The organism is Halomonas sp. CnH100-B, from assembly GCF_024124605.1.
Lineage (GTDB): Bacteria > Pseudomonadota > Gammaproteobacteria > Pseudomonadales > Halomonadaceae > Vreelandella.
The window spans coordinates 594,860-611,310 of sequence record NZ_JAMXRX010000002.1 but is presented as its reverse complement, the minus strand read 5'-3'; the positions used below and the strand labels follow the sequence as shown (position 1 = coordinate 611,310).

At 57.8% G+C, this 16,451-nt stretch carries 16 protein-coding genes and 4 tRNA genes; 12 read left to right on the top strand and 8 right to left on the bottom strand.

Annotated features, from left to right (window positions below):
- Window positions 1-72: 72 nt before the first annotated feature.
- Window positions 73-423, bottom strand: a complete 351-nt coding sequence (gene grxD, locus NH398_RS06470) for a Grx4 family monothiol glutaredoxin (RefSeq protein ID WP_159341716.1) — start codon at window positions 421-423, stop codon at window positions 73-75.
- Between the two features lie 217 nt (window positions 424-640).
- Here grxD and argF point away from each other — a divergent pair, with 217 nt between their 5' ends.
- Window positions 641-1,561 carry an ornithine carbamoyltransferase gene (gene argF, locus NH398_RS06465; protein ID WP_159341715.1) on the top strand — a complete coding sequence of 307 codons (921 nt, stop codon included), beginning with the start codon at window positions 641-643 and terminating at the stop codon, window positions 1,559-1,561.
- Between the two features lie 92 nt (window positions 1,562-1,653).
- On the opposite strand, the gene NH398_RS06460 is transcribed toward argF, so the two are convergent.
- A tRNA-Ala gene (locus NH398_RS06460) sits at window positions 1,654-1,729 on the bottom strand.
- 174 nt (window positions 1,730-1,903) lie between these two features.
- Between NH398_RS06460 and uvrY the strand changes: the two genes are divergently transcribed.
- The 7 genes from uvrY (at window position 1,904) to nadB (ending at window position 7,242) form a co-directional block, all read left to right on the top strand.
- A complete protein-coding gene (gene uvrY / locus NH398_RS06455) occupies window positions 1,904-2,554 on the top strand; it encodes a UvrY/SirA/GacA family response regulator transcription factor (RefSeq protein ID WP_253017312.1) in 651 nt (216 codons plus the stop codon).
- A gap of 46 nt (window positions 2,555-2,600) precedes the next feature.
- Window positions 2,601-4,415 (top strand): excinuclease ABC subunit UvrC, encoded by a 1,815-nt coding sequence (gene uvrC / locus NH398_RS06450; RefSeq protein WP_159341714.1) that lies wholly within the window; start codon window positions 2,601-2,603, stop codon window positions 4,413-4,415.
- 99 nt (window positions 4,416-4,514) lie between these two features.
- Window positions 4,515-5,063 (top strand): CDP-diacylglycerol--glycerol-3-phosphate 3-phosphatidyltransferase, encoded by a 549-nt coding sequence (gene pgsA / locus NH398_RS06445; RefSeq protein WP_253017310.1) that lies wholly within the window; start codon window positions 4,515-4,517, stop codon window positions 5,061-5,063.
- Between the two features lie 99 nt (window positions 5,064-5,162).
- Window positions 5,163-5,237 (top strand) — tRNA-Gly (locus NH398_RS06440).
- Window positions 5,238-5,263: 26 nt separating this feature from the next.
- Window positions 5,264-5,337: transfer RNA gene (locus NH398_RS06435), tRNA-Cys, on the top strand.
- A 39-nt stretch (window positions 5,338-5,376) separates the two neighbouring features.
- Window positions 5,377-5,463 (top strand) — tRNA-Leu (locus NH398_RS06430).
- Window positions 5,464-5,655: 192 nt separating this feature from the next.
- A complete protein-coding gene (gene nadB, locus NH398_RS06425) occupies window positions 5,656-7,242 on the top strand; it encodes an L-aspartate oxidase (RefSeq protein ID WP_253017308.1) in 1,587 nt (528 codons plus the stop codon).
- A 4-nt stretch (window positions 7,243-7,246) separates the two neighbouring features.
- Here the strand turns inward: nadB and NH398_RS06420 are convergent, their stop codons facing one another.
- Together NH398_RS06420 and NH398_RS06415 are read right to left on the bottom strand one after the other, a co-directional pair.
- The gene (locus NH398_RS06420; protein WP_253017306.1) at window positions 7,247-7,645 is read right to left on the bottom strand and encodes a hypothetical protein; all 399 of its coding nucleotides are present in this window, start codon (window positions 7,643-7,645) and stop codon (window positions 7,247-7,249) included.
- The gene (locus NH398_RS06415) at window positions 7,605-7,898 is read right to left on the bottom strand and encodes a succinate dehydrogenase assembly factor 2 (protein ID WP_159341711.1); all 294 of its coding nucleotides are present in this window, start codon (window positions 7,896-7,898) and stop codon (window positions 7,605-7,607) included. The genes NH398_RS06420 and NH398_RS06415 overlap by 41 nt, the downstream gene beginning before the upstream one ends.
- A 222-nt stretch (window positions 7,899-8,120) precedes the next feature.
- On the opposite strand from NH398_RS06415, the gene NH398_RS06410 reads away from it, so the two are divergent.
- From NH398_RS06410 to lapB, 3 genes are all read left to right on the top strand, one after another.
- Complete coding sequence (locus NH398_RS06410) at window positions 8,121-8,417, top strand: integration host factor subunit beta (RefSeq protein ID WP_139525607.1); 297 nt, start codon at window positions 8,121-8,123, stop codon at window positions 8,415-8,417.
- Between the two features lie 98 nt (window positions 8,418-8,515).
- Window positions 8,516-8,821 (top strand): LapA family protein, encoded by a 306-nt coding sequence (locus NH398_RS06405; RefSeq protein WP_159341710.1) that lies wholly within the window; start codon window positions 8,516-8,518, stop codon window positions 8,819-8,821.
- Window positions 8,822-10,015, top strand: a complete 1,194-nt coding sequence (gene lapB, locus NH398_RS06400; protein WP_159341709.1) for a lipopolysaccharide assembly protein LapB — start codon at window positions 8,822-8,824, stop codon at window positions 10,013-10,015.
- Here lapB and pyrF read toward each other — a convergent pair whose 3' ends face one another.
- Window positions 10,016-10,717, bottom strand: a complete 702-nt coding sequence (gene pyrF, locus NH398_RS06395) for an orotidine-5'-phosphate decarboxylase (protein WP_253017304.1) — start codon at window positions 10,715-10,717, stop codon at window positions 10,016-10,018.
- Window positions 10,718-10,990: 273 nt separating this feature from the next.
- Between pyrF and NH398_RS06390 the strand changes: the two genes are divergently transcribed.
- Window positions 10,991-11,275, top strand: coding sequence for a ComEA family DNA-binding protein (locus NH398_RS06390; protein ID WP_159341707.1), 285 nt, complete (start codon window positions 10,991-10,993; stop codon window positions 11,273-11,275).
- A gap of 66 nt (window positions 11,276-11,341) precedes the next feature.
- Here NH398_RS06390 and prpF read toward each other — a convergent pair whose 3' ends face one another.
- From prpF to prpC, 3 genes are all read right to left on the bottom strand, one after another.
- A complete protein-coding gene (prpF, locus tag NH398_RS06385; protein ID WP_253017302.1) occupies window positions 11,342-12,520 on the bottom strand; it encodes a 2-methylaconitate cis-trans isomerase PrpF in 1,179 nt (392 codons plus the stop codon).
- A gap of 79 nt (window positions 12,521-12,599) precedes the next feature.
- The gene (gene acnD, locus NH398_RS06380) at window positions 12,600-15,239 is read right to left on the bottom strand and encodes a Fe/S-dependent 2-methylisocitrate dehydratase AcnD (protein WP_253017300.1); all 2,640 of its coding nucleotides are present in this window, start codon (window positions 15,237-15,239) and stop codon (window positions 12,600-12,602) included.
- Between the two features lie 31 nt (window positions 15,240-15,270).
- Window positions 15,271-16,398 carry a 2-methylcitrate synthase gene (gene prpC, locus NH398_RS06375; RefSeq protein ID WP_253017298.1) on the bottom strand — a complete coding sequence of 376 codons (1,128 nt, stop codon included), beginning with the start codon at window positions 16,396-16,398 and terminating at the stop codon, window positions 15,271-15,273.
- Between the last annotated feature and the right edge of the window lie 53 nt (window positions 16,399-16,451).

The window sequence follows — 16,451 nt, the reverse complement described above, 5'->3', positions numbered from 1 at the left end:
CGCACCATTCTAGCGGCTGCACCGCAGCCCGCCAACCGCCCGGCGATGCCCAGGCGACTTGTGGCGTCACGCTTAGGCGTTTTCGCCACCTTCAGCGGCCGCAGCACGCTGAGCGGCTTCTTTCACCAGCTTTTCCAGCTCGCCGTTTTGGTGCATCTCCATCACGATATCGCAGCCGCCCACCAGCTCGCCTTCGACCCACAGCTGTGGGAAGGTCGGCCAGTTGGCAATTTTCGGCAGTTCTGCGCGGATATCCGGGTTGTCCAGAACGTTGACGAAGGCGAAGCGCTCGCCACAGCTCATCAATGCCTGAACGGTTTGAGCAGAGAAACCACACTGGGGCAGCTGAGGCGTGCCTTTCATGTAGATCAGAATGGGGTTTTCGCTGATTTGACGCTGAATATTTTCGGCAGTGGTGCTCATGATGTGCTCCTAACAAGTGATGTGATCCAAGCCAGTCTACGCAATTCGTCCACTGGCTTTAACCCCATGGCCAGCATTGCAAGGTATGGCGGCCAACGCCAATACCTGAGCAAACTACTCGGCCTTAACGCGTGGCCGCCATTCTACGCATGCTACTCGCGTTGCGCATCCCCCGCCGCATCGCTAGGATGGTGTTTTTGCGCGGAGAGCAGTCATCATGGCGACACGCCATTTCCTTACCCTGCTGGATTTATCCCCAGATGAGCTGGCTTACCTGATCCAGCGTGCCATCAAGATCAAAACGGACTTGAAAGCCAACGGCCCCGTTTATACGCCCCTGCCTAATCGCACGCTGGCAATGATCTTTGAAAAATCCTCCACGCGCACCCGTGTCTCTTTCGAGACAGGGATGGCGCAGTTTGGCGGCCATGCACTGTTTCTCTCTCCTCGCGATACGCAGCTGGGTCGCGGCGAGCCGATCGAAGATACCGCTCGTGTGCTGTCTGAAATGGTCGACGCCGTGATGATTCGTACGTTCTCCCATGAAGGTTTGGAAACGTACGCCAGCGCCAGCAGCGTGCCAGTGATCAACGCGCTCAGCGACGACTATCACCCCTGCCAACTGCTGGCAGACGTGATGACCTGGACCGAGCTTCGTGGCAGCGTGAAAGGACGTACGGCCGTATGGGTGGGCGATGGCAACAACATGTGCCACTCCTGGATCAACGCCGCTCGCCAGTTCGGCTTCCATTTGCGGGTATGTTGCCCGAAAGGATACGAGCCACGCGCTGACATCATGGAAGCGGCTGGCGACTGCGTCACGCTACTCCACGACCCCAAAGACGCTGCCAAAGACGCTGACCTCATCACCACCGACGTGTGGGCATCGATGGGCCAAGAGGCAGAACAAGCCAAGCGCGAAGCGGACTTCGCTGGATTCCAAGTCACCGAAGCCATGCTCGATACTGCCAAACCCGACGCTCTCTTCCTGCACTGTCTGCCAGCCCACCGCGGCGAAGAGATCAGCCACACGCTGCTAGACGACCCGCGGGCGGTGGTTTGGCAGGAAGCCGGGAACCGCTTACACGCCCAAAAGGCATTAATCGAGTTTTTGCTGCTCGGCAAAGTCGACGCGTAGCACTCCCCCACCCTGCCATGCAGGGTGGGGGCTTCGCATAAAAAACGAACACAAAAAACGCCGCGTCGTGTATAACGCGGCGTTTTAGAATTTGGTGGAGCCTAGCGGGATCGAACCGCTGACCTCAACACTGCCAGTGTTGCGCTCTCCCAGCTGAGCTAAGGCCCCACGAACTGCAGTAGCCTGCAGCGGGGCGAATAGTAAGTGACAATCTTTACGAGGTCAAGGTTTAAAGTAAACAAGCATCAACTAATTCTCCTTTGCCAAGAGCTGTGGCACTCTATGGATTCGCAGCGTGCGTATCGCCCGAGCCAACGATGATTACCTGCAGGAGCCAGACCCTTGATCAACGTTTTAATTGCCGATGATCACCACCTGGTGAGAACCAGTATTGCTCACCTGCTCAATGAAGAGTGCGATATCAAAATCGTCGGTGAGGTCGATGACGGTGAAAGCGCCGTCACCCAGTGCCGCCAGTTGAAGCCCGACATCGTGCTCATGGACATTCGCATGCCAGGAATCGGTGGACTCGAAGCCACACGGCGCATTCACCGCACCTTGGCCGATGTCAAAGTCATCATTCTCACTGCGCATTTGGAAGATAGCGTACTACGACGGATGCTCGAGGCCGGCGCCTCAGGTTTTCTCAGCAAAGGGGCCGATGCCGTCGAGATGACCGAAGCCATCCGTCAAATCTTTCATGGCCGCCGCTATGTCAGCCAAGAGATTGCCCAGCGCCTCGCCTTGGCGCACTTCACCGACGAAGACAACCCTTTCAGCCACCTTTCACATCGCGAGTTACAAATCGCGCTGATGATCGTCAACTGCCAACGCGTTCAAGACATTTCCGACCGCTTGCACTTGAGCCCGAAGACCGTAAACACATACCGCTATCGCCTGTTTGACAAGCTACAGGTCGCGACGGACGTCGAGCTCACTCACTTGGCATTACGCCATGGACTGGTCGAGGGCTTTGACGCCATCTTGGGATAGACCTACCATCGCCTCTTCTGATGTTTGAGAGCGCCGATGCCCAGCCATGACTTTTGATGCCAAGCAGTTTTTAAGCTCCGTCAGCTCTTCGCCGGGCGTTTATCGCATGCTGGACGAGGAGCAAAACACGCTTTACGTGGGCAAGGCGAAGCGCCTGAAAGCACGGCTGGCAAGCTACTTCCGTGGCCAGCTCAACGCTAAAACTCAGGCCATGGTGGCGCGTATTGCCGACATCCAAATCACCGTTACCCGCAGCGAAACCGAAGCCCTATTGCTCGAACAGACGCTGATCAAAGAGCTTCGTCCGCCGTACAACATTCTGCTGCGTGACGACAAGTCCTACCCCTTCGTATTCGTCACTGACCGCCACCCCTACCCTGCCCTTGAGTACAAGCGCGCACGTCAGCGGCGTGACGATGGCCGCTATCTAGGCCCCTACCCAAGCAGCGGCGCGGTCAAAGAGAGCCTCACACTGATGCAGAAAATCTTCCGCATCCGTAACTGCGAGGACAGCGTTTTCGCCCACCGCTCTCGCCCCTGTTTGCAGTACCAAATCCAGCGCTGCAGCGCTCCTTGTGTCGACTATATCTCCGAGGAGGAGTACCGGCGGGATGTAGAGCATGCCGTGATGTGCCTTGAGGGTAAGAGCGAGCACGTTACGCAGTTACTGACCCAAGAGATGGAGACCGCCAGCCAAGCGCTCGACTTCGAAGAAGCCGCCCGCCTACGCGACCAAATCCAGCAGTTGCGCCAGCTTCAGCAGCGCCAGTTCGTCGATAATGAAAGCGGCGACGCCGATGTGTTTGCCTTGGCCCAGCGACCTGGCGCGCTCGGCATCTCCATTCTGAGCGTGCGCGATGGCCGCCTTCTAGGCGCCCGGCACCATACGCCGAAAAACGATCTCGACCTACCGCCAGACATGCTACTGACCGAAGTGGTCAGCCAGTACTATTTCGGGCAACCCCATAACGTCCCTGGCGAAGTCATTACCAGCCATCCGCTGGAGGATAGCGCGCTGATTGCAGAGGCTCTATCTCAACAGGCGGGCAAAAAAGTCAGAGTCGCCAGCCAAGTCCGCGGGCACCGCGCCCAGTGGCAGCATTTGGCCATGACCAACGCCGAGCAGCAGCTCGCGTCGCAGTTAGCCAACAAGACTCAGTTGACGCAACGCTTCGAAGCGTTGCAAAACGCCCTCGGCCTCGAACACGTGCCAGAACGCCTGGAGTGCTTCGATATCAGCCACAGTCAAGGCGAGGCGACGGTGGCTTCGTGCGTCGTCTTCGACCATCAAGGCCCACGCAAAAGCGACTATCGCCATTTTCGCATTGAGGGCGTTGCCGCCGGTGATGACTACGCGGCCATGCAGCAAGCACTCACCCGGCGGTTGAAACGGGTCAAAAGTGGCGAAGCCGTGGCGCCCGATATCCTCATCGTGGACGGCGGCAAAGGGCAGCTCAACATGGCACGCGGCGTGCTGAACGATTTGGCGGTCACCAATATCGTGCTTCTGGGCGTTGCCAAAGGCACTACCCGCAAAGCAGGGCTGGAAACGCTTTTTCTCGAGAGTAGCGACAACCCGCTGCCAATGGATCCAGCGTCGCCAGCGCTGCATTTGATTCAGCACATTCGCGACGAGTCGCATCGCTTTGCCATTGCAGGGCACCGAGCCGCACGAGACAAAGCGAGACGCACCTCTACCTTGCAAGACATTCCAGGCATCGGCCCCAAACGACGGCGTGAACTTTTGCGCTTCTTCGGCGGCCTACAGGGCGTACAAAAGGCGAGCCGCGATGAACTGGCCAGGGTACCCGGCATCAACGCCTCGCTCGCAGAAGCCATTTATACGGCATTGAACGGATAAACTTGTTCTTAACATGGATGCAATGCGCTAAGGGGGATAGAATAACCCGCACATTACACTCCGACTTTCATGATTCTCCGGCAAGGATCGCGCCCTGCGATGAATATACCCAACATACTAACACTGGCAAGAATCGTCTTTATTCCACTACTGGTCGTGCTTTTCTATCTACCGTTTAGTTGGAGCATGCCAGTGGCTGCGGGCTTGTTTGCCCTTGCCTCCGTGACGGACTGGCTAGACGGCTACCTCGCCCGTCGCTGGAATCAATCTACGCCCTTCGGCGCCTTCTTGGATCCTGTGGCGGATAAACTGATGGTCGCCGTGGCCCTTGCCCTGCTTATCGAGCGCTTCGATACGTTAGTCCTTACGCTTCCCGCTCTGGTCATCATCGGGCGTGAAATCGTCATTTCGGCACTGCGCGAGTGGATGGCCGAAATGGGCAAACGTGGCATGGTTGCGGTCTCCTGGATCGGTAAACTGAAAACCACGCTACAGATGATCGCCATTTTGGTGCTTTTGGCTTTCCCACCGGGGCACCAGATTGCCCTCTTAGGCGTTGGCGTTCTGTACGTCGCCGCCGCGCTGACGCTGTGGTCCATGGCCCAGTACCTAAAGGCCGCTTGGCCACACCTGAGCCGCTCCATGTGAGCGGCTTGATTCAGAGTCGCAAAGTAGCTCTTTGAACCCATTGATAAATTGATTGTTTGACAAGCGCGTGGCGATGCGTATAATTCGCCCTCGAGTCGAGCGGGAATAGCTCAGTGGTAGAGCATCGCCTTGCCAAGGCGAGGGTCGAGAGTTCGAATCTCTTTTCCCGCTCCAATTTGGTTGATACCAATGACTTGTTAGGCTGGATGGCAGAGTGGTTATGCAGCGGACTGCAACTCCGTGTACGCCGGTTCGATTCCGACTCCAGCCTCCATTTTCAGTGTAGCGATGGCTTTCATGGCACCGATACACTGCCCGGATGGCGAAATTGGTAGACGCAAGAGACTTAAAATCTCTCGGAGGTAACTCCGTGCCGGTTCAAGTCCGGCTCCGGGCACCATTGATGACTCACTCGAAATAATGAATAGATGACGCTGCGAGATGTTTACATCGACGCGGCTTTTTTTGTGTCTATTCTCCCCTCACTGCCTACCAACCCGCTGATTTTTTTGCGCAAACGCATCGCTTGGGCTATGTCGTCACGCTATGATGCCTCTTCTTACTCTATTCGTGATTGGAAGGAGCGGGCCGAATGAGCACGCTAACATCTGACATCGTGATTATTGGTGGCGGCGTCGCTGGACTGACCTTAGCGTTAGAAGTTGCTGATCATTTGTCAGTTACCCTGGTTCGCCCTGCCCAGGATGACCAAGGCGCCAGTCGCTGGGCACAAGGGGGCATCGCTGCCGTACTATCACCAGATGACCGCTTGGACGATCATATAAAGGACACGTTGATTGCCGGTGACGGCCTGTGTGACGAAGACGCCGTTCGCTTCACCGTGACGCACGGGCCGAATGCGATTCAGTGGCTCATCGACAACGGCGTGCCATTTACTCCCGACCCCGATCCGAATGCCCGCTATCCCTATCACCTCACCCGTGAAGGCGGACACAATGCCCGTCGTATCATTCACGCCGACGACGCGACGGGCCGCGCCGTCGTCAATACCCTGGTGAGCAAGGTCGCGGCGCACCCTCGTATCACTCAGCGCAGTGACATCACCATCGTGAACTTGCTTCAGGATGCTGACGGCCGCTGCATTGGCGCCCAAGGCGTGGACAGCGCCCAACGGGTACAACGGCTTTTCGCCCACCGGACGATACTAGCGACCGGCGGAGCCAGCGGGCTCTATCGTCATACGACGACGCCCTCGCCCAGTAGCGGCGAAGGAATGATGATGGCCGCAGAGCTTGGTGCAACGCTCTGCAATCTGGAGTTCCAGCAGTTCCACCCAACCTGCCTCTTCGACCCCGATGGCCCCGCCTTTCTCATCAGCGAAGCCGTGCGCGGCGAAGGGGGACACCTGCTCAATGAAGCAGGCCACCGCTTCATGCCCGACCTGGATGCCCGCGCCGAGTTAGCACCAAGAGACGTGGTGGCCCGAGCCATCGATGTGCAAATTCAACGGGGCACACTCGGGCACGTTTGGCTAGATATTCGCCACTTGGGCGAAGCCGCCATACGCCATCACTTCCCAACGATTTTGGCCCACTGCGCCACTCGAGGGATCGACATCATTCGTCAACCGATCCCCGTTGTGCCTGCCGCCCACTATAGCTGCGGCGGCGTTGTCACGAACCATGTGGGGGCCACGCAGGTCGCCAATCTCTATGCGATTGGCGAAACCGCCTACACCGGCTTACACGGCGCCAACCGAATGGCTAGCAATTCGCTACTCGAATGCTTGGTATACGCACGCAGCTGTGCGCAGCACTTATGCGCTTCTTTATCAAACCCGCCCAAGACACTGTCGACTGACGTCGTCAAGGCGACTCTTCTACGCCCTGACGCTCCTCTGAACACTCACCAACTACTGGAGTGGCGGCGCGCGATGCGTGGCATCATGAGCCACTACGTCTCCATCGTCAGAAGCGATCATGGGCTGGCGGCCGCCACTGAAGCACTGGCCGCACTAACGAAGGAGTGGGAAACGAGCAACTCAACGAAGAACCACCCGGAGAGCGTGCGTTTCAAGCAGGCACTGACGCTGGCCAAAATGACGGTCATGGCCGCCGCACAGCGCCACGAATCGCGAGGATTGCACTACTCGACCGACTGGCCCAACCGTGCCGTGGATACACGCCCCTCGCAATTAACACTGGATCAGTTGGACTGACGCCTCAGCGACCCGGCCGATGAAAACAGCGGCGCAGCGCGCGTTGATTGGCAGTCGCCGAAGAGTCGGGCCACACCCACAGGCGCTGGGAACCGATGCGCAGACCCACCAGCCAGGGTCCTAAATAGTCGCAGCTGACACCCAGCACCACCCCTGCCTCTCCTGTGCTCTGCAGCCAACTACCTTCCCACTGACCGCCACGCTGAACCAAACGAAGCTCACCGCTCGGCTGAGCTCGATACGCCTTGATGGTCAGCCAGACACCGGCGGCGAGCACCATTGCACCTAGCCAAACGCCTAACGTCCACGCGGCGAGTAACACCAAGCCCGACACCAGGGCGCTTTGTACGCCCATAGCCATTTTAGAGCGTGCGATATGCAGCGTTGTCGGTGGTTTCAGCATGTTCAACGATCATCTGCACGAGGTGGCGCAGCGCCGGATCTTCAGGCCACTCACGGTGCATCAACCACACGAACAAATCTTGATCCTCCTCGTCGATCAACCGCTGGTAAGTCTGTTGCTCCTGCTCGCTCAGCGTATCGAAGCGTTGCTCCAAAAAAGGGATCAACAGCAGATCCAGCTCCCACATACCGCGCCGGGAGTGCCAATAAAGCCGCTTTCGCAGAACGGCAGCAGGGGAAGTATCGTCGCTCAACGTTAGCCTCTCCGAGTAAATGAAATGAAAAGCCAGTATACCGAAGCTGTTGGGTCGCGCCAGCGCCGAGCATCGCCTATGCTGTTATTCAGCTTCGTACTTACTTACCTAGTACCTTGTTTTATCTGAATTGTTTTATGCGGTTATGCGCAGTATGCTGATTTCGAAGTTATCGAGGTCGCATGCGCGTTACGGCCTTTAAAGTTCGCAGGGAGCCAACCGATGACCAAATCTGAACTAATCGAACAAATTGCGATGCGTCAACCGGAGCTATCCGCCAAAGAAGTCGAAACGGCGGTGCGTATTATTTTAGATGATATGACCGATGCGCTCGCCAACGGAGGGCGAGTGGAGATCCGTGGTTTTGGTAGTTTCTCACTCCACTATCGCGAGCCACGCACGGGGCGTAACCCCAAAACCGGTGATCCGGTCGACCTGGACGGCAAGTACGTGCCGCACTTCAAACCGGGTAAGGAGCTGCGTGAGCAAGTCGATGCCAGCCGTGCGCTAGGCTATTAAGCGTCCGAATAGCGCTATCCGACCTTCTGCGGGATGACGCCACGCCCAGACTCAGACACAATAGCAGCATCGTGAACGTCACTGACTAGGAAACTCTCATGCGTTGGATCAAAGGGCTGATTCTGGCCGTTATTTTATTGGTAGTGCTGCTGGTCGGCATTCTTTTTGCCGTCAATAACCAGCAGGCGATTCCCTTGAACCTGATCTGGGCCGAGCTGCCCGCCGTATCGCTGTCCGTGTGGTTGCTGGCCACGTTAGCGGTCGGCGTCATCGTGGGCATGTTGGCCATGCTGGGCGTTTACGTGCGCCTGAAGGCGCAGCTCGCTCGCAGCGAGCGTCACAACAAACAGCAGCGTAAAGAGCTCGATCGTTTACGTACCCAGGGGTTTAAGGAACTGGCGTAAATGCAGGATGCGGTGCTGCTAGGCGTTCTCTTGGCAGCCATAGCCATCGGCTTTGGCCTGGGGATACGCTACGCCCACCGCCGCCCTCAGCGCCCCGCTCGCCCTCCAGGCCTCTCTCGGGAGTATTTCGTCGGGCTCAACTACTTATTGAACGAGCAGCCCGACGAAGCCATCAAGACCTTCATCCATGCATTGGATGTCAACAGCGATACCGTCGACACCCACATTGCTTTGGGTAAACTGTTTCGTTCACGGGGTGAAGCGGACAAAGCCGTGAGCATCCATCAGAACCTGCTCGCCCGCCCCGCCCTCTCGACTACGACCAACGAAACCATTCAGCTCGAACTCGCACGCGATTTTATCGCCCTAGGCGTGCATGACAGAGCGCAACGATTACTGCGCACTCTGCTGGAACACACCCATCATGAAGGGCTGCGCCTAGAGGCCAAACGGCTGTTGATCGACCTCCTCGAACGGGAAAAAGAGTGGCAGGACGCGTTAGAGGTCGTCCAGCCACTGATGAAACAGCAACCGGCCATGCGTCGACCCGCTTCTCACTGGCTGTGCGAACTTGCGCAGCAAGAGATCGACCAGTCCAGCCGCGCACTTGCGCGTAAACACCTCAAGAAAGCACTACAGTTGGATGAACGCTGTGTGCGTGCCACCCTGATGCTGGCCGAGCTGGAGATGGATAATGGCCACTACGCCAAAGCCATCGAGCGGCTCGACCACATTCCACAGCAGGACATTGCCCACATTCCGACCATGCTGCCCGCGCTGCAGCGTGCTTACACTCGCAACGATGACCTGCCCGGCCTGGAAACCCATCTGTACAAACTGCTAGGGGAAGCCCCCTATACCAGCGTCATCGTGGCGTTGGGAGCCCTAGTGCATCAACGAGAAGGAGTGGACAGTGCCATCGAACGCACCGGTGAATGGCTGGGCGAGGCACCGAGTTTGGGCGGGCTAGATTACCTGGTGGACCTTTACCTCGAGAGTGAACGACTCGCGGGTAAAGACACACCGGATACGCGACTGTTGCTACTGAAGCACCACACTCACGCCCTGCTGACCGGCAGGCCTCGCCACCGATGCCGACGCTGCGGTTTCAGCAGCGACAGCCTGGCATGGCAATGCCCGAGCTGTCGCCGCTGGGGAACGATCAAACCGATCACTGGCGTCGAGGGCGAATAATCACACGCCGGCAAGCTCTGCCTCGATGGCTGCCAGCGCGGCCATGGGGTCTTCGGCCTGCGTCACCGGACGCCCTACTACCAAGTGAGTGCTGCCCGCCTGCATCGCGTCAGCGGGTGTCATGATGCGCTGCTGGTCGTTCGCCGCGGCAAAGCGTGGCCGAATGCCAGGGGTGACTTTCAAAAAAGCGTTGCCACACTGCGCCTGAATGTGCGCCGCCTCCTGTGCCGAACAGACCACTCCATCCAAGCCACTCTGCTGCGTCAGGGTGGCCAGTCGCATGACCTGCTCGGCGAGGCTTGCCGTAACGCCGGCCTCTGCCAAGTCCTCCGACTGCATACTGGTCAACACCGTGACCGCAATCAGATGCGTGGTGAGCCGATGGTCGGCAAGCCGCTTGGCGGCCGCTTCCATCATTTTGCGCCCACCCGAAGCGTGTACGTTCACCATCCACACGCCCTGCTCCGCCGCCGCTTGTACGGCACTGGCTACCGTGTTTGGAATGTCATGAAATTTCAGGTCCAGAAACACCTCAAAGCCGCGACCATGAAGCGCTTCCAGCACGGCTGGGCCACTCCGGGTAAATAGCTCTTTACCGACTTTGACGCGGCAACGGGCCGGGTCGAGCTGGTCGGCCATGCAGAGCGCCGCATCGAGTGAAGGGTAATCCAAGGCAATAATCAGGGGGGAATCGGTGGGCACGCGCTTACTCCGTGTTCGTGAACGCTGGTGGACAACGACGTCTTTGACGGGTGATACGCGCTAAGTGTACCAGTCTCACTAAGGGAGCTGTGTAAGCGATTCGCCATCTTCCCGTAGCAAAAGACTTACAAATGCTATCGTTGATCGCTTACAGCGCTTACGTTTTGAAAAGATTAAGTTCATTAAGGCGGCGACCATGAAGGTGACCGCGTTTACTCGCCATCACGTTGAGCACGTGGCTGGCTCCGAAGCACCAAAAAAGGGACATGAATCATGCCAACAACCGTCAAACGCTTTGTTATCGCACTGCTCATCAGCCTAAGCCTGGGCTTGTCCAGTGCCACGTTAGCGCAAACCGTTGCCCCCATTAACGTCAATAGCGCCGATGAAGAGCTGTTGACCGAACTACCGGGTATCGGCCCCAGCCGCGCCGCCGCCATCATTGAAGAGCGCGAAACCAACGGCGCCTTCACCGACGCCGATGATCTGACTCGCGTCAATGGCATTGGGCCTGCCACGGTGGATCGCATGCGCGATCAGGTCACGTTCGACGAGTAACGCGAGCCATCGCCGTGCTCTGCCGCCGCTTGGCACTAGCCAGCGGCGGCAGAATGCCTCCACCGATCAGAAGGTATCGCTGGGGATACGGACCTCACCCTCCATCAATACCCGGGCACTGCGGCTCATCAGCGCCTGATCGATCTGCCAACGCCCATCGACCACACTGGCTTTCGCCCCAACCCGCAGTGATCCAGACGGATGCCCAAACGTCACCGCGTCACGCTCGACGCTTCCTGCGGCCATATTCACTAACGTGCCTTGAATCGCCGCTGCTGCGCCAATCGCCACTGCCGCCGTGCCCATCATGGCATGGTGTAGCTTGCCCATGGAGAGCGCCCGCACGACAAGGTCAATATCGTCCGCATGGACGGCTTTACCACTCGACGCCGTATAACTGGCCGGGGGGCCTACAAACGCCACTTTAGGGGTGTGCTGACGGCTGGCGGCCTCTTCCACATGGTTAATCAGTCCCATGCGGACGGCCCCATGGGCGCGAATCGTCTCAAACATTGCCAGCGCCTTGGCATCTCCATTGATCGCTTCTTGAAGCTCACATCCGGTATAGCCCAACGCCTCGGCATTGACGAACACTGTTGGGATTCCGGCGTTAATCAACGTTGCTTTCAGGACACCAACGCCCGGCACCTCTAGGTCATCGACCACGTTGCCAGTGGGGAAAATCGCGCCCTCGCCGTCGGCAGGGTCCATAAACGCGACGGGGATTTCTGCGGCTGGAAAGGTGACGCCATCCAACTCAAAGTCACCGGTCTCTTGCACCTGGCCATCTATGATAGGTACGTGGGCCACGATGGTTTTCTGAATATTGACCTGCCAAATACGCACTTCCGCGATGCCGTTGTGCGGCACCTTGGAAGGGTCCACTAAGCCGTTGGCGATAGCGTAAGGCCCTACCGCCGCGGATAGATTGCCGCAGTTACCGCTCCAGTCCACGAAGGGCTTATCGATGGAGACTTGACCGAACAGGTAATCCACATCGTGATCGGGCGAGTCACTCTTCGAGAGAATCACCGTTTTGCTGGTGCTGGACGTAGCGCCCCCCATGCCATCAATTTGTTTTTCATAAGGGTCGGGGCTGCCTATCACCCGCAGCAGCAGCTTATCCCGCGCCTCACCCGGCACCTGAGCGGCGGAGGGTAGGTCGCTCAGGGTAAAAAAAACGCCCTTACTAGTACCGCCCCGCATATAGGTGGCGGGAATACGGATTTGTGCTTTATGAGCCATGACGCACCTCTTAAACAATAGCCTGGCAACTGCCAGGCTATTCGTTATCCATCACACCCTTACCATCGCGCGGTAGCCACTAGGCAACGGAGGATTCCAAAAAGTCCTGAGCAAACCGCTGCAGTACGCCACCGGCTGAATAGATGGTCACTTCTTCAGCCGTATCCAATCGGCAAACCACCGGCACGCGCTCGGTGCTGCCACTGGTGCGGTGAATAACCAGCGTGAGCATGGCGCGGGGTTCAGGCGTGCCTTCCACATCGAAGACTTCCGTGCCGTCCAACCCAAGCGTTTGTCGCGTGGTGCCTGCTTCAAACTGCAGGGGCATCACACCCATGCCAATCAAGTTGGTTCGGTGAATACGCTCAAAGCCTTCGGCGACAATGGCTTCCACCCCTGCGAGCGCGACGCCTTTGGCCGCCCAATCACGGGATGAGCCTTGGCCGTAATCCGCGCCGGCAATAATAATCAGCGGCTGCTTGCGGGCCATGTAGGTCTCGATGGCTTCCCACATGCGGGTCACCTTGCCCTCTGGCTCGATCCGCGCCAGCGACCCCTGCAGCACCTTGCCCTGCTCGTCGTGGACCATTTCGTTGAACAGTTTCGGATTCGCCAGGGTGGCCCGCTGAGCGGTCAGGTGATCCCCGCGGTGGGTGGCGTAGGAGTTAAAGTCCTCCTCCGGCAGGCCCATCTTGTGCAGGTACTCCCCCGCCGCGCTATCGAGCATGATGGCATTGGAAGGCGAAAGGTGGTCGGTGGTGATGTTGTCCGGCAGAATCGCCAGCGGGCGCATGCCCTTCAGCCCGCGCTCTTTCGCCATATTGCCTTCCCAATAGGGCGGGCGGCGAATGTAGGTACTCTGGGGTCGCCATTCATACAGCGGGCTTACCTGCGTACGCGCACTTTTATCCAGATCGAACATCGGGATGTAGGTTTGGCGGAACTGCTCGGGCTTCACCGCCGACTTTACGATAGCATCGATTTCACTATCGTCGGGCCAGATGTCCTTAAGCGTGACCGGATTGCCCTGCGTGTCATACCCCAGCACGTCTTTTTCGATATCAAAGCGGATGGTACCCGCAATGGCATACGCCACGACCAGCGGCGGTGAGGCCAAAAACGCCTGCTTGGCGTAGGGGTGAATACGCCCATCGAAGTTACGGTTACCGGAAAGTACCGCCGTGGCGTACAGGTCGCGGTCAATGATTTCTTGCTGAATGTGCGGCTCCAGCGCACCAGACATCCCGTTACAGGTGGTACAGGCGTAGGCCACCACCCCAAAGCCAAGATTCTCTAACTCGTCCATCAAGTGCGCTTCTTCTAAATACATCTTGACGGTTTTCGAGCCAGGGGCCAGCGACGACTTCACCCACGGTTTGCGGGTCAACCCTAATCGGTTGGCGTTGCGAGCAATCAGCCCCGCCGCCACCATATTGCGCGGGTTAGACGTATTGGTGCAGCTGGTGATGGCGGCAATAATCACCGCGCCATCCGGCATTTTGCCTGCCTGCTCATCGGCCCGGGCTTTATCCAAGTCGATGGCGATACCCCGCTTGGCCAGCTCGGACGTAGGCAGGTGGGCATGGGGATTAGAGGGGCCAGCCAACGTGCGCGCCACGCTTGAGAGATCAAACGTTAGCACTCGCTCATAGTAGGCACTCTTGAGATCATCTGCCCACAGCCCAGTATGCTTAGCGTAGGCTTCCACCAGCGCGACTTGTTCATCTTCACGACCAGTAAGCTTGAGATACTCAATGGTTTGGTTATCGATGTAGAACATCGCCGCAGTGGCACCATACTCCGGCGTCATATTGGAAATCGTGGCGCGGTCGCCCACGGTCAGCGCGTCCGCCCCTTCGCCGTAGAACTCTAAGTAAGCGCCCACTACCCGCTCTTTACGCAGAAACTCGGTAATCGCCAGCACCATATCCGTGCCGGTAATGCCCGGCTGCAGTTTGCCGGTAAGCTCGACCCCGACAATATCCGGCTGGCGCATCATGGAGGCGCGGCCAAGCATGACGCTTTCCGCTTCCAAGCCGCCGACCCCCACGGAGATTACCCCTAATGCATCCACCATCGGCGTATGGCTATCGGTGCCCACGCAGGTATCCGGGTAGGCGATACGCATACCCTGCTCATCGGGGCGGCACTGCACCACTGGGGACATCTTCTCCAGGTTGATCTGGTGCATGATGCCGTTGCCGGGGGGAATCACATCGACGTTTTCAAACGCCAGCTTGGTCCAGTTAATAAAGTGGAATCGGTCATCGTTACGACGATCCTCCACTTGGCGGTTTTTCTCGAAGGCATCCTTCTCAAAACCCGCATGTTCGACGGCCAACGAGTGGTCGACGATCAGCTGAGTGGGCACGACCGGGTTGACCTTGGCCGGGTCACCGCCTTTATCAGCAATGGCATCACGCAGGCCAGCTAAATCTACCAATGCGGTCTGACCAAGAATGTCGTGACATACCACTCGCGCCGGGTACCAGGGAAAATCTAAATCCTGCTTGCGCTCAATGAGCTGTTTTAGAGCATCAGTGAGCAGCTCAGGGTCACAGCGACGTACCAGCTGTTCGGCCAATACGCGCGAGGTGTAGGGCAGTTTGGCATAGGCGCCGTGCTGGATATCCTCGACCGCTTGGCGTGCATCGAAGAACTCTACCGGCTCGCCCTCTACCAGAACGCCCGGTAGCGGCTTGCGATAATTCGTGTTCATAACGCCTCTCACTTAGTCACCACGCAACCGATTAGTCACGCGCTTCGATGGGTACCCATTCGCTCTTCTCAGGACCGATGTAATCGGCGCTGGGGCGAATAATGCGGTTATTGGCACGCTGCTCGAACACGTGCGCAGCCCAGCCGGTCACTCGCGACATCACGAAAATCGGCGTGAACAGCTTGGTGGGAATATCCATGAAGTGGTAGGCGCTGGCATGGAAGAAATCGGCGTTGCAGAACAGTTTCTTCTCCCGCCACATTACCTCTTCACAGCGGACAGAGACCGGGTAGAGCACGGTGTCACCAACGTCATCCGCTAGTTTCTTCGACCACTCCTTGATGATGGCGTTGCGCGGGTCCGACTCGCGATAGATCGCGTGGCCAAAGCCCATGATCTTCTCTTTACGCTCCAGCATACCCAGCATTTCCCGCTCTGCTTCCTCTGGCGATGCCCAGTTCTCGATCATCGCCATGGCCGCTTCGTTGGCACCGCCATGCAAAGGGCCGCGCAGCGAACCAATCGCGCCGGTGATGCAGGAGTGCATGTCGGACAACGTCGACGCGCACACCCGGGCAGTAAAGGTAGAAGCGTTGAACTCATGCTCGGCATAGAGAATCAGCGAGACGTTCATCACGCGGGCATGCAGCTCGGAGGCTGGCTCGCCGCGCAGCATATGCAGGAAATGGCCGCCTACCGAGGCGTCATCAGTTTCGGTGTCAATACGCACGCCGTCATGGCTGAAACGGTACCAGTAGCAAATAATCGAGGGCAGCACGGCTAACAGGCGGTCCGCCACATCCTGCTGCTCGTCAAAGCTCTCTTCAGTTTCCAAGTTGCCCAGCATGGAGGCCCCGGTGCGCATCACGTCCATCGGGTGAGCGTCTTTAGGAATCTGCTCCAGCACGGTTTTCAGCGCATCAGGCAGGCCACGCAGGCCTTTGAGCTTGGCAATGTAGTGGTCCAGCTCGGCTTGGTTAGGCAGCTTTCCTTTCAACAGCAGGTAAGCGACTTCTTCAAATTTGGCCTTTTCAGCCAGCTCTTTGATATCGAAACCACGATAGGTAAGTCCAGAACCGGTTTTACCCACCGTACATAGCGCGGTGGCTCCCGCGCTCTGCCCTCGTAATCCTGCACCTGCTAACGGTTTATCAGCCATGTGATGTCTCCTGACGTGTTTATTTATAAGAGTTGTTGGTCCATGTCATTACA

What these genes read in the sequence shown, in the direction of transcription:
- grxD (WP_159341716.1), bottom strand. Translation starts at nt 423, where the DNA reads ATGAGCACCACTGCCGAAAATATTCAGCGTCAAATCAGCGAAAACCCC.
- argF (WP_159341715.1), top strand. Translation starts at nt 641, where the DNA reads ATGGCGACACGCCATTTCCTTACCCTGCTGGATTTATCCCCAGATGAG.
- uvrC (WP_159341714.1), top strand. Translation starts at nt 2,601, where the DNA reads ATGACTTTTGATGCCAAGCAGTTTTTAAGCTCCGTCAGCTCTTCGCCG.
- pgsA (WP_253017310.1), top strand. Translation starts at nt 4,515, where the DNA reads ATGAATATACCCAACATACTAACACTGGCAAGAATCGTCTTTATTCCA.
- nadB (WP_253017308.1), top strand. Translation starts at nt 5,656, where the DNA reads ATGAGCACGCTAACATCTGACATCGTGATTATTGGTGGCGGCGTCGCT.
- NH398_RS06420 (WP_253017306.1), bottom strand. Translation starts at nt 7,645, where the DNA reads ATGCTGAAACCACCGACAACGCTGCATATCGCACGCTCTAAAATGGCT.
- NH398_RS06410 (WP_139525607.1), top strand. Translation starts at nt 8,121, where the DNA reads ATGACCAAATCTGAACTAATCGAACAAATTGCGATGCGTCAACCGGAG.
- NH398_RS06405 (WP_159341710.1), top strand. Translation starts at nt 8,516, where the DNA reads ATGCGTTGGATCAAAGGGCTGATTCTGGCCGTTATTTTATTGGTAGTG.
- lapB (WP_159341709.1), top strand. Translation starts at nt 8,822, where the DNA reads ATGCAGGATGCGGTGCTGCTAGGCGTTCTCTTGGCAGCCATAGCCATC.
- NH398_RS06390 (WP_159341707.1), top strand. Translation starts at nt 10,991, where the DNA reads ATGCCAACAACCGTCAAACGCTTTGTTATCGCACTGCTCATCAGCCTA.
- prpF (WP_253017302.1), bottom strand. Translation starts at nt 12,520, where the DNA reads ATGGCTCATAAAGCACAAATCCGTATTCCCGCCACCTATATGCGGGGC.
- acnD (WP_253017300.1), bottom strand. Translation starts at nt 15,239, where the DNA reads ATGAACACGAATTATCGCAAGCCGCTACCGGGCGTTCTGGTAGAGGGC.
- prpC (WP_253017298.1), bottom strand. Translation starts at nt 16,398, where the DNA reads ATGGCTGATAAACCGTTAGCAGGTGCAGGATTACGAGGGCAGAGCGCG.